This is a genomic window from Olivibacter sp. SDN3, assembly GCF_014334135.1.
GTDB lineage: Bacteria > Bacteroidota > Bacteroidia > Sphingobacteriales > Sphingobacteriaceae > Olivibacter.
In genome coordinates this window covers 5,484,058-5,496,046 of record NZ_CP060497.1, presented here as the reverse complement: position 1 = coordinate 5,496,046, position 11,989 = coordinate 5,484,058, and the positions used below count along the sequence as shown (strand labels likewise).

The 11,989-nt window shown below is 40.4% G+C and carries 9 protein-coding genes and 1 pseudogene; 2 read left to right on the top strand and 8 right to left on the bottom strand.

The genetic code is table 11. From position 1 onward, the window contains the following. Positions 1 to 127 precede the first annotated feature (127 nt). A complete protein-coding gene (locus tag H8S90_RS23095) occupies positions 128 to 2,305 on the top strand; it encodes a catalase (protein ID WP_187340139.1) in 2,178 nt (725 codons plus the stop codon). A 149-nt stretch (positions 2,306 to 2,454) separates the two neighbouring features. Here the strand turns inward: H8S90_RS23095 and H8S90_RS23090 are convergent, their stop codons facing one another. The 8 genes and pseudogenes from H8S90_RS23090 to H8S90_RS23055 form a co-directional block, all read right to left on the bottom strand. After that, positions 2,455 to 3,885: a chitobiase/beta-hexosaminidase C-terminal domain-containing protein gene (locus H8S90_RS23090; RefSeq protein WP_187340138.1), complete on the bottom strand. Its 1,431-nt coding sequence runs from the start codon at positions 3,883 to 3,885 to the stop codon at positions 2,455 to 2,457. Beyond that, a complete protein-coding gene (locus H8S90_RS23085; protein WP_187340137.1) occupies positions 3,861 to 4,616 on the bottom strand; it encodes a DUF2231 domain-containing protein in 756 nt (251 codons plus the stop codon). The genes H8S90_RS23090 and H8S90_RS23085 overlap by 25 nt, the downstream gene beginning before the upstream one ends. Before the next feature lie 21 nt (positions 4,617 to 4,637). Continuing rightward, positions 4,638 to 6,089, bottom strand: coding sequence for a DUF1501 domain-containing protein (locus tag H8S90_RS23080; RefSeq protein WP_187340136.1), 1,452 nt, complete (start codon positions 6,087 to 6,089; stop codon positions 4,638 to 4,640). A 6-nt stretch (positions 6,090 to 6,095) separates the two neighbouring features. Continuing rightward, positions 6,096 to 8,258, bottom strand: a pseudogene (locus H8S90_RS26510) (DUF1549 domain-containing protein); the annotation flags it as partial. Positions 8,259 to 8,674: 416 nt separating this feature from the next. Further along, positions 8,675 to 9,193: a DinB family protein gene (locus H8S90_RS23070; RefSeq protein ID WP_187340135.1), complete on the bottom strand. Its 519-nt coding sequence runs from the start codon at positions 9,191 to 9,193 to the stop codon at positions 8,675 to 8,677. Positions 9,194 to 9,211: 18 nt separating this feature from the next. Then, entirely contained in the window at positions 9,212 to 9,559 is a 348-nt protein-coding gene (locus tag H8S90_RS23065; RefSeq protein ID WP_187340134.1) for a nuclear transport factor 2 family protein, read from the bottom strand. 68 nt (positions 9,560 to 9,627) lie between these two features. Beyond that, positions 9,628 to 10,074: a VOC family protein gene (locus tag H8S90_RS23060; RefSeq protein ID WP_187340133.1), complete on the bottom strand. Its 447-nt coding sequence runs from the start codon at positions 10,072 to 10,074 to the stop codon at positions 9,628 to 9,630. 196 nt (positions 10,075 to 10,270) lie between these two features. Beyond that, entirely contained in the window at positions 10,271 to 10,579 is a 309-nt protein-coding gene (locus tag H8S90_RS23055; protein ID WP_187340132.1) for an SDR family oxidoreductase, read from the bottom strand. Positions 10,580 to 11,102: 523 nt separating this feature from the next. Here H8S90_RS23055 and H8S90_RS23050 point away from each other — a divergent pair. After that, positions 11,103 to 11,951: an amidohydrolase gene (locus H8S90_RS23050; RefSeq protein ID WP_187340131.1), complete on the top strand. Its 849-nt coding sequence runs from the start codon at positions 11,103 to 11,105 to the stop codon at positions 11,949 to 11,951. Positions 11,952 to 11,989 lie beyond the last annotated feature (38 nt).

Below are 11,989 nucleotides of genomic sequence, written 5' to 3'. Positions count from 1 at the left end.
TGCGCCCGATATGTCGAAAGCTGATCGATCGAATTAAAATTTGATTAGAGAAAGTATGAACTTTTTAAACGTTCAGGTGTTTTTACCAACTCACTAACTACTGAAAGCTTATATAAATTAAACAGTTATGGCAAGGAAATCGAAGGGAAATCCAAGAAATTTAAAACAGGAAAATTTGGCTCCGCACACGGAAGATGGGCACGACCAATTTTTGACAACAAATCAGGGCCTACGTATCAACGATAATCAAAATTCGCTGAAAGCAGGGGAAAGAGGGCCATCATTGCTGGAGGACTTTATTTTACGTGAAAAGATTACGCATTTTGATCATGAACGTATCCCCGAACGTATTGTGCATGCAAGAGGAGAAGGTGCTCATGGAATATTTCAATTGTATAAATCAATGAGTGATTATACCAAGGCGGGTTTTTTGCAAGATACGAATAAACAGACCGCTGTATTTGTCCGCTTCTCTACCGTTGCTGGATCCAAGGGATCTAGCGATCTGGCTAGAGATGTTCGTGGTTTTGCTGTCAAATTTTACACGGATGAAGGAATTTTTGATCTGGTAGGGAATAATATACCGGTATTTTTTATTCAGGATGCCATGAAGTTCCCTGATCTTATACATGCAGTAAAACCAGAACCTCATAATGAAATTCCGCAAGCGGCTTCGGCACATGACACTTTTTGGGACTTTATCTCACTGATGCCTGAATCTACGCATATGATCATGTGGGCGATGTCTGATCGAGCTATTCCAAGAAGCTTACGCATGATGGAAGGGTTTGGCGTGCACACCTTTCGCTTTATCAATGCCAAAGGGAAATCGACCTTCGTTAAATTTCATTGGAAACCGTTATTAGGCGTTCACTCCGTAGCTTGGGATGAAGCGCAGAAGATATCTGGCAATGATCCAGATTTCCACCGGAGGGATCTGTGGGAAGCCATTGAGCATGGCGATTTTCCCGAGTGGGAATTCGGTGTTCAATTGATTCCGGAAGAAGATGAACACAAATACCCCTTCGATTTACTGGATCCGACGAAAATTATCCCGGAAGAGATCGTGCCGGTTCAAAGAATCGGTAAACTAACATTAAACAGAAATCCGGATAACTTTTTTGCAGAAACAGAACAGGTAGCCTTTCATCCAGGCCATTTAGTGCCAGGAATAGACTTTACCAACGACCCACTTTTACAAGGTCGCCTATTCTCCTATACCGATACGCAGCTGAGCCGTCTAGGAAGTCCAAACTTTCATGAGATACCTATCAATCGCTCAACTGCACCGGTACACAACAATCAGCGAGATGGTCATATGCGGCAAACAATCAATAAAGGTGTTACCAGCTATCAGCCTAACAGTATAGGTGGTGGCTGTCCCTATCAGGCCATGATTGCCGACGGAGGTTTTTCTTCGTACCCGGAGAAAGTTGACGCACATAAAGTGAGGGACAGAAGTGTCAGTTTCTCTGATCATTTTAGTCAGGCGACGCTCTTCTATCAAAGTCAGTCTGCCCCCGAACAGCAACATATCATCGACGCCTTTAGTTTCGAATTGGGTAAAGTAAACTATCCGGAAATCAGAAGCCGTATGTTGGGTATATTGACGCAGGTAGATCTTTCCCTAGCAAAAGCTGTTGCAAATAATTTAGGAATGGCGGTACCTAAGAAACCCGAAAAACCAATTAACCAGGGAATACCGGCTGACGCCGATAAAAAGAAATACGAACCCAAAAAGGTAAAACCGGTGATTGATCAATCGCCCGCTTTAAGTATGTCTAACACGGTTAAAGACACCATCGCTACTCGCAAGATTGCTTTCTTGATAGCTAAAGGGGTAGATGATATTTCTTTTGAGACAGTGAAGAAATCATTAGAAAAGGATGGTGCAATGGTTGAAGTTATCGCTCCAAAATTAGGTGAAGTAGTTACTGCTAAGAACAAGTCTATAGCGGTTCAATATAGCTTTTTGACAGCAAGCTCTGTTCTTTTTGATGCAGTTTATATACCTGGGGGCAGTGAAAGTATTGCGGCACTGAAGAATGAGCCAGATGCAATTCATTTTATTAATGAAGCATATAGACATTGTAAAACGATTGGTGCTGCTGAGGAGGCGACGGTTTTGCTTGCAGATACCTATTTAGGAAAATCTGCAGGTAATAATAAACAGCTCTCAAGCGATGAAACTATCGGCGTACTTATTCACATGGACGATTTGAAGGCTTTTACATCCAGTTACGCACGTGCTATTGCCAAACATCGTTTCTGGGAGCGGGAGACGCAACGCAAAGTGCCGGCATAGTTTAAAAAAGATGAATCTTATTACTGGAGGTAATATACAACTTATTATATCGCCTCCAGTTGTGAAAATAGCTATACGCGAAGCATTTCTGAAGGGTGCACCTAATTATGAGTAGCTAGGTTCCGACAAATTATATTCTACCTCGGTAATTAATTTATTAACACTTCATCAATAAAAACCCATGCAGGTTCACCTTTTTTATGATGCCAGTTGGGGAGTTTTTTTAAGTTTTTGGCAATAATCTTTATGCAACCTGCAGGTTGTTTGTTAAATGTAGTTTCCAACGCAATCAGGCTGTCTGCATCATCTTTTTTAGGTATTTTTGGTTTTGTGGTTCCCAACAACTTTAGGTTGTCTTTATCTGTGCCTCCCCATATTTCAATATGTTCCGGTGGAAAAATAGCAGATGGCGTCTGTTGCAACATATGTAGGGTAATGGATTGCAAATTAATGGGTTTGTTAAAGAAAAGTATAGCTTCCAGATGATGTTCCTTAAAGGCTAGCCATTTATCGGTGTTTGTATTTTGGTCGCCTAAGCTATGATCGGTGAGTGTTTTTTCTTCTTCCCCTCTGTATGAAGGGTGTGGTGGAAAACGAAGGGCTACACTATCGGGTTTGAATCGGCTCTGGTAGAAATTTAAAGCAATGGCATCACTGCCGTACCAACCGTCTTTGTATGCTTTTGCTCTAAATATCGTATTGTCTTTGATTTCGATATGTTTTTCATAGATGGGAGATTTCAAGCTGTCTGGCTCAGACCCATCGATGGTATAGCGTATTTGTACCCCATTTATAGGGTGCTTGACCTCTAAATCCATGGTCTCTGTAAATACGCCGAAATTTTCAGCTAAGCGGGGAGGGCTTAGTTTGACAGGATGTTTACCGTCGTCTTTAAAACCACCAATGATTGCTGTGTTCTTATTTTCCTTTTGGAGTTGATTTATTTCTGACGAAGTTAATGAGGTGTTCCACAAAGTAAGTTGTTTAATATTCATTAGATTAATCATTTGTTTAATATAATTGTAGCTTACTTGTGTGCCTGATAGAGATAAGTTTTTCAAATGTTTAAGTGCTGTTAGATCGCTTAGCCCTTCGCCTGTAATCTGCGTGAAGTTGAGTTGTAGATTTCTCAATTGTTCAAATTGACTAATAAGCTTTAAATCATCGTCTTTTACGGGTAAATGATTCAAATTAAGTGAAATGATCTGCTTTTGAATCGCTTGTAATTCTTCTAAAGAGGCTGAGGTAAAAATAGCTTTGTTGTAGATATTAACCGCTAGGGCGGGGGATCCTTGGGCTATTGGGTAGATAACCCGGTAATCGTTGTTTAATTTTTCAACGGTGGCTTTATCTGCAGCAGAAAAGTCAAAACTAATAGGTGAATTTCCACTCGGATATAACCTATTCGTTGCAAGTATTCTTAAGGAGTCATTTTCCGGCAATTCAACTATATCGGTGTCCAAAGAGGCATTATTTTTTACCCACAAATTTAGAATTGCTACTTCTTCATCTGTTAGTTGGGGTTTTCCTTTTGGAGGCATATGTTGTTTTTCACCTATAGGAAGATGAATACGTTCCAACAATAAGCTAGCTTTGGGGTCTCCCGGAACAAACAATTGACCACTTTCCCCCCTTTCAAAAGCGATTGTACATCTGCCAGAATGAGGTTTCCTTTAGCTTTTTCTGTACTATGGCAATTGACGCATTTTTGTGTGAAAATAGGCATAACCACATGCTCAAAAATTTTTGCTTGATCGATGGGTACTGTTGCGGTTTTTGATGTAGATATTATCGGTTCCCATATAAAATTTTCGCCATGTGTTAGTATTGCGCCGTAGTGACCGGCAATTATTAAACAAGCGGTAACAATCACCGCTCCGATTTTTGCTACCTTTATTTTGTGCCAAGGTCTTGTTCTAAGCCAGTAAATCGTAGAAGCAACAAAAACAACACTCACCCCCGCCCACTTATGCCAAAATAGGGCATTACCGGTGTACCCTTCCTCTTTCGATAAAACTAGGCCCATAATGGCTGTCAAAGCTGCTAAAAGGGTGCCACAGAGGAGTAAGTTTGTGCTAAAGTTTGTCGAAGATTTTTTGTCGGTATCGAATGTTTTGAAGCGAAAGAATTCTAAAAAGAAAGCGAGTAACAGCAATACAATCGGGAAGTGCAGTAACATAGGGTGCATTCTTCCAATACTTTGTAGCCAGTTGGGCACAGCAATCCTGTCAAAAAATATAATCAAGAATAGAATAAAGACATTGGAGACCAAGAGTGCATGTTCGGTAAAACGTTTGATGTCTAGCTTCATTTTATTCGCAGCGGATAAATATTATACCAGAATATCTTTAACAACTTTTCCCGCTACGTCGGTTAATCGATAACGGCGACCTAAATGTTTAAATGTCAGTTTCTCATGGTTAAGCCCAAGTTGATGGAGTACCGTTGCTTGGAAATCGTGCACATGCACGGGGTCTTTAATGATATTATAGCCGAAATCATCTGTCTCACCATAAACGATACCCGGTTTAACTCCTCCGCCCGCCATCCAGACGCTAAAGCATCGGGGATGGTGGTCTCGGCCATAGTTATCTTTAGTAAGTTTCCCTTGACTGTAATTTGTTCTGCCAAATTCTCCCCCCCAAATAACAAGCGTTTCATCTAACAGTCCTCGCTGTTTAAGGTCTGTAACTAAGGCGGCAGAGGCCTGATCAACATCTTTTGCCTGGCCTGCCATCTCACTGGGCAGGTTACCGTGTTGATCCCAGCCTTGATGATATAATTGTACAAAACGAACGCCGTTTTCACTGAGCTTCCTGGCCAATAAACAGTTAGCAGCAAAAGTTCCAGGCACTAGACAATCAGGGCCATATAGTTTAATGATGTCATCTGGTTCTTTGGATACATCTGTAATTTCAGGCACAGCGGTCTGCATACGATAGGCCATTTCATATTGCTGGATTTTAGCGCCTATTTCCGGATCTCCGAATTCTTGGAAAGATAATTCATTTAATGCGGCCAGGTTGTCGAGCATTTTTCGCCGTTCTGCTCTTCCTAATCCCTCAGGGTCTTTTAAATAAAGAACGGGGTCTTCTCCACTACTGAATTGTACGCCCTGATGGGTGGAGTCAAGGAAGCCGTTGGTCCACAATTTAGAATATACTCCCTGTCCGTTACCTTTGCCACGTGATAACAGTACGGTAAAGGCCGGAAGGTTTTTGTTCTCGCTACCTAATCCATAACTTAGCCAAGCTCCCATACTTGGTCGATTACCCTGTTGCGCTCCAGTTTGAAAAAAGGTAAGGGCAGGATCGTGATTGATCGCTTCGGTAAACATGGATTTAATAATGCATATATCATCTACTACTTTTGCTGTATGTGGAAAGAGGTCACTGACCCAGGCTTTTGATTGTCCATATTGCTGGAAATCGTAGTAAGAACCCACCAAAGGAAAAGAGGATTGATTGGAGGTCATGCCTGTCAGTCTTTGTCCGTCCCGTATGGAAGCGGGAAGCTCTTGCCCCATCATTTCCCTAAGTTTCGGTTTGTAATCGAAAGATTCAAGTTGTGAAGGTGCTCCATTTTGAAAAAGATAGATAACACGTTTAGCTTTGGGGGCAAAATCCGGTACGCCGGAACTAAAGCCGTCGTCATCTGTTCTGGAACGGAATAAGTCTGGTATAAGTAATGAACCTAACGCAACACTTCCGATTCCGAGACTGAGCTTGGAGAGAAACCGACGTCTATTAAAATGTAAGCCATGTTCTAAAAAATCTTTTTCCATATCTCAAGACTTGGTAATGGTTTCTTCTAAATTATATATTGTGGTAATTACACTCATCATAGCTGCAAGTATGGTTTTATCCATTTGAGAAGGAAAGGGAGATTCCCCTACCGCTAAAACTTTGTCTGCAATTGAATTGTCCTCAAATACTTTTAATTGATCTTTATAATACGAATGGAGGAGCAGCGTCTCCTTTTCTTTTGGTTTTCTGCATACGATTAAGCGAAAAGCTTTCTGTATTACTGCTTCGGGGTCGGTGTCAGCCACTAATAGTCGCTCAGCCAATACTCGTGACGCTTCCAGTACTGTAGGATCGTTTAGCATGACCAAAGCTTGTAAGGGTGTATTGGTGTTCAAGCGTTTTATTTCACACATATCACGGTTGCTAGCATCGAAAACACCCATCGATGGTGGGGGTACGGTCCTTTTAATGAATGTGTACATGCCTCGGCGATACAGATCTGCGCCGTGGTCCTGTTTGTAGTTGGCCAATATGCCACGACCTGAAGTTGCGCCTTCCCAAAGGCCAGGTGGTTGGTAGGGTTTCACACTGGGGCCGCCTATTGTCGGGACAAGTAAACCGCTGCTGGCTAATACAACATCACGTACAACTTCGGCGGGAATACGGTAGCGGGGCGCACGGGCAAGCAATAAATTTTCGGGATCTGCCTGCAATTTTTCTTTTGAAACTACAGCGGATTGTCGATAGGTGGCAGATAAAACGAGCTGTTTAACTAAGCGTTTGATGTTCCAGCCATGTTCCATAAAATCTACAGCAAGCCAATCAAGGAGTTCCGGATGGGTAGGAAGTTCTCCCTGCATTCCGAAATCTCCCGATGTTTTTACGATACCATTACCGAAAAATTCTTGCCATACCCTATTGACATATACTCGTGCAGTAAGTGGATGCTGCTTATCGAAGAGCCATTTTGCCAAGCCTAGACGATTTTTGGGATATTTATCATTGAACAGCATGATGGATTTTGGGGTTGCCGGCGTCACCTCTTCACCGGGAGCATCGTATACTCCTCTGTCAAGGATATATGTTTTTCTTGTAGTATCACTATCGCCCATTACAGAGACAATTAAACGATTAGTGTCTTGTTTATTCACGAAAGTTAAGATTTCCCGTACATCTTTATCAGTGATTTCCATCAATGGTTTCTTCGCATAGGTCTCAGGTCCACCAACTGTCGACTCTAATCCTACTTCCTTTACATTGTTAAAAAACGCAAAAACTTGATAATATTCCTTTTGTGAAAAAGGGTCATATTTATGATCATGGCACTGTGCACATTCTAGTGTGACACCTAAAAGAGCCTTCCCTAAAGTAGCCGTACGATCAATAACGTATTCCACACGGTATTCTTCATCGATAACACCACCTTCTTCCGTGATTTTATGATTTCTATTGAACCCAGTGGCTAAAAGCTGTTCTTTCGTTGCACCGGGCATGAGGTCCCCTGCTAATTGCCATGTTACAAATTGATCGTAAGGTATGTTCTCATTAAACGCATGAATAAGCCAATCTCGCCATGGCCACTGCGAACGGTAGTTGTCATCTTGATAGCCGTGCGAATCGGCATAGCGTGCCACATCCAACCAGTGGAGCGAATTTTTTCTCCAAAAGTAGGACTTTGAAGTAGGGAGTCGACAATCTTTTCGTAAGCTTGTTCGCTAGCGTCTGCAATGAATTTGTCCATCAGTGTTAAGCTTGGCGGCAAACCCGTTAAATCTAGGCTCAATCTTTTCAGTAGTCGTTCTTTATCGGCTTCGGGATTTGGAGTGATTCCCTCTTGTTCAAGTTTCGCTAAAATAAAATGATCAATTTCATTTTGTGCCCAATCCTTATTTTTATTGTTTGGTACTTCGGGTATTTGGGGTGGTGTAAAAGCCCAATGCTCCTCATATTCCGCACCCTGTTTAATCCATTTTTCTATAACTGCAATTTCAGTTGCTGTTAACTTAAGATTGGAAGATTTAGGTGGCATGATTTGGGTAGAGTCATTTGAGGATATCCGAAGAAACACCTCGGAAGTTTGCGGTTTAAATGGTACAATGGCGTGGGCACCGGTATTTTCTTTAAGTGCTTTGTATGCTTCTTCAGCTACGTCCAACCTTAAATCCGCTTCTCGCTTGTTGGCATCCGGTCCGTGGCAGGCAAAACATTTGTCGGACAGGATGGGTCGCACATCAAAATTATAGCTAATCTTCTCAGGGACTTTTTCTACTACTGTGTCGCCTGAAGACGAAGAAAAACTGTTGCAAGACTGTATGCAATAAATAGTAGCTAAAAAAAAGAATAATATTGCTATCAATCGCAGGTTCATAATCGGGTTTATTTTTAGGACAATTGCTGGCAAATGACCTAACAAAACATAAATCTATTATTATTATCTGCATAAAACAAGTTGTTTTTCAAATTATTATGAAACCGAGATGTAAATAGTATTGACACACAAGGCAATGACTATTTACATCTCGGTTTCATCAACCATTAAAAAAATAAATAGATGAAAAAGATTTGTTCAAAGTATCGTTGTTGGAAGTAATGGGTTGGGATTTATCCCAACCCATTTATCGATTCAATAGGCGATGCTATTATCTACCTGATAAGACATGGCATTGTAACCTAATGCTCTACGCATAAGTGCTAACTGCCCAAAAAGATATTCTTCCCGGCCAATACACATACCTACAGCTGTTAATAGGGTTTCTTCAAAGAAGGAAACTTCCATGCCAAGGGTATAAGGTTGTCGTAACTCATCTTCAGTCAATGAACAAAGCTTGTTAAATAATAATGGAGATATCTTATGCCATTCTTTTTGAAGCGTAGCCAAATCAGGATAATCATATGTCTCATCCAATGCCTTGGCATCTGCGAAAAAAGCTTCATAGGGATCTCTTTGAGAAAGCCCAAGAACCCCTGCCAACCAATAACGGCAATTGACAAGATTTCCTGTCATCCATAATATATGATTGGTCCGACCGCTTAAGCGTTGTTTAGCATCACTTGTGCTGATGCCGGCTATGACATTGTTGAAGAGCTGTGTATGCATGCGATAGGCCGGTATAGCCATTTTCAATAAATTATTCTCAGACATGTCTTTCGTTTTATATATTTACTGTTTGTTGACGGTGTAAGAGATCATTTTTGTAACCTTTCCATGTGAAAGTTCATATATGTCGCAATAGTACATCTCATGAACCTTTCCATCTTTACCTTTGTAGGCTACTATGCCGTCCACCGAGGCGTTGTTCTCTTCTATGATGATATGATTTTTGGTGGAATCAAGCATTTCCATGTCAGCCATACCATTCAAACTATCGCGTATTTGATCTTTGCCAATAAAGGTCTTATCACCCAACATTTCCCAAGTGGCACCTTCTGCCATGATATCAAGTATACCTTCCACATCTGACCGATCAAAGGCGTCTACTATATTTTCTATAACATCTCTAGTGTTCATGATATTAAATATTATTGGTTTAATAATTACTTAATTATAACAAGTGTAACTGAAAACTGGTATTTCAGCTATTTTTCGCTGTTTCGGTTATACTCGGCATTGTAGTTTACCATCCAATGGATGCCGAATTTATCTTGAAAGCTGCCAAAGTAGTCGCCCCAAAAAGCATCGGCTATAGGCATTTCTACTTTGCCTTCAGCTGAAAGTTCATTGAAAAGACGATCAGCTTCTTCACGGCTGTCGGGATGTAAAGAGATATAAACATTATTTCCTTCAGTAAGTTGATGCCCCATGGATGGACAATTATCCGAAGCCATCAAAATGGTACCTCCTCCTATGGGCAAGGAAACGTGCATCACTCGGTTCTTTTCTTCCTCGGGGAGATCTTCTGTTCCTGGAGCATCACCCATTTTATGAATACCACCTAGGAATTCTCCGCCAAAAACAGATTTGTAAAAATTGAATGCTTCTTCGGTCTTACCGTCGAAATTAAAATAAGGGTTCATTGTAGTCATAATTTTATGTTTTAAGGTTCTATCTTCTTTAATTGTTGTTTAGCATAACGGAGTAACACTAAGCCATTATGAAAGTTTTTGCTATATACACGTTTGCCGGTACCATTCATAAAATGAATGATAATACGGAAATAATCCATCTAGATAAATTCCGTTAAAAAATATTATTTTTCTCATAATAAATTATTTATGATGTTTATTTAAACAAAAGATATATTTTGGAATTCGAATTCAAACCGTTGGTGGTGCCACAGGTGCTGTCGATGGTACCCCCTGTGATAGCAGCAGCCTTTTCCGATGCCAAAAAGACGGCTACATGGGCAATATCTGCTACCATCGGAAGTCTGTGGAGCATCGTGTCTTCTTCGAGTTTCTGAATAAAGGAGCGAGCTTGCGTATGGCTTTGATCCAGTGCCTCCATAAATGGTCGGGAGTCGGGAGAGCCGGCAGATCGGATATCGATCCACGCGTCGTATATGACCATATTCTTGTTTTTTAATAGCATAATATAAAGTTTTTTATAGCAAGTTTTTAAATAAATAGTTTATATAAAACGAATATAGTAAAGTACATCTTTCGGCGGCTCCATGGTTTGGAGCGAAAAAGGGAAAAACAGAAAATGCAAGGCTGGTATCGGCCAGTTTTCAAGATTGTTATTGTCGAAAACGCTTAATTTGTCCATAATTTAAAATGATTTTGTTGTTATATACAAAAGTAGGGCTTCAATAGAAGCGAAGTCCTGTGTGAAAACGACAATTTGAAGGGGGGATTGCGTCTTTTAAAAAAGCATATTTTTAAGTGATCTAAAAATTTATATAAGATAAATTATATGTTGATAAACAATATTTTATAAATTAAGTTTATAAATACTAAACGCTCTGTATGTCTTTCATAAGTGCGATTTAGACTTTTAGTTGTGGTCATTCTTCCTATCTTTAGGCTACCTTTTATCAACAGTTAGCGAAATAGCCATTGATACGAGAATACGATTGATTTATAAACTAACCGATTTAATCACCAGAGGCAAGATGAATATCGATATAGTAGATACCCACGTGCATATGTGGGATTTAAATAAAGCAACCTACGCATGGTTGGAAAATGATACCAGTATTTTGAATCGCTCTTATGATTTGGAAGAATTGTTACCGTCCTTATCTCATGCAGGTGTCCAATCGGGGGTTTTGGTGCAAGCTGCTAATAACATCGAAGACACCAACTTAATGTTAAATGCTGCGCATCAGCATCAATGGATAAAAGGAGTGGTTGGTTGGTTGCCTTTAGATAATAATAAATTGACTGAAAGATATTTAAATGATTTTGTATCAACAAATAGTTGTTATAAAGGTGTAAGGCATCTCATTCATAATGAACCTGATCCCAAATGGTTACTTCGGCCAAATGTATTGAATAACCTCAAGCTATTGCCTGCGCACAATTTAACCTACGATATTGTAGGGGTGAATTTTCAACATTTAAGAACAGCAATAAACGTTGCTGAAAAGTTGTCCGATCTAAAATTAGTACTTGACCACCTTAATCAACCCCCTACCGATAGCGTAGACTTTGAACAATGGAAGAGCTTAATGAGCACCCTCGCTGAATTTCCTAACGTGTATTGTAAAATATCTGGACTTGGGACGGCCATTGGCAAATCAACTTGGGGCAAGAACGATCTGGTACCGGCGATTAGCTTCGTGCTCGAGCATTTTGGAGTAAATAGATGTTTTTGCGGTGGAGATTGGCCAGTTTCTTTACTCGCAGGCCCTTACGAAAAGGCCTGGCTGCTCTATCGCGAGATATTTAGCGAAATGTTATCAGCTGAAAACCAAAAGCGGGTTTTACACGATAATGCCTGTGAGTTTTACAATTTGTAATATCGGCGGAGATTTCAGTAAAAAGTAAAAACGTTTAT

Coding starts and splice junctions, on each gene's coding strand:
- H8S90_RS23095 (WP_187340139.1), top strand. CDS start 128: ATGGCAAGGAAATCGAAGGGAAATCCAAGAAATTTAAAACAGGAAAAT.
- H8S90_RS23085 (WP_187340137.1), bottom strand. CDS start 4,616: ATGAAGCTAGACATCAAACGTTTTACCGAACATGCACTCTTGGTCTCC.
- H8S90_RS23080 (WP_187340136.1), bottom strand. CDS start 6,089: ATGGAAAAAGATTTTTTAGAACATGGCTTACATTTTAATAGACGTCGG.
- H8S90_RS23070 (WP_187340135.1), bottom strand. CDS start 9,193: ATGTCTGAGAATAATTTATTGAAAATGGCTATACCGGCCTATCGCATG.
- H8S90_RS23065 (WP_187340134.1), bottom strand. CDS start 9,559: ATGAACACTAGAGATGTTATAGAAAATATAGTAGACGCCTTTGATCGG.
- H8S90_RS23060 (WP_187340133.1), bottom strand. CDS start 10,074: ATGACTACAATGAACCCTTATTTTAATTTCGACGGTAAGACCGAAGAA.
- H8S90_RS23055 (WP_187340132.1), bottom strand. CDS start 10,579: ATGCTATTAAAAAACAAGAATATGGTCATATACGACGCGTGGATCGAT.
- H8S90_RS23050 (WP_187340131.1), top strand. CDS start 11,103: ATGAATATCGATATAGTAGATACCCACGTGCATATGTGGGATTTAAAT.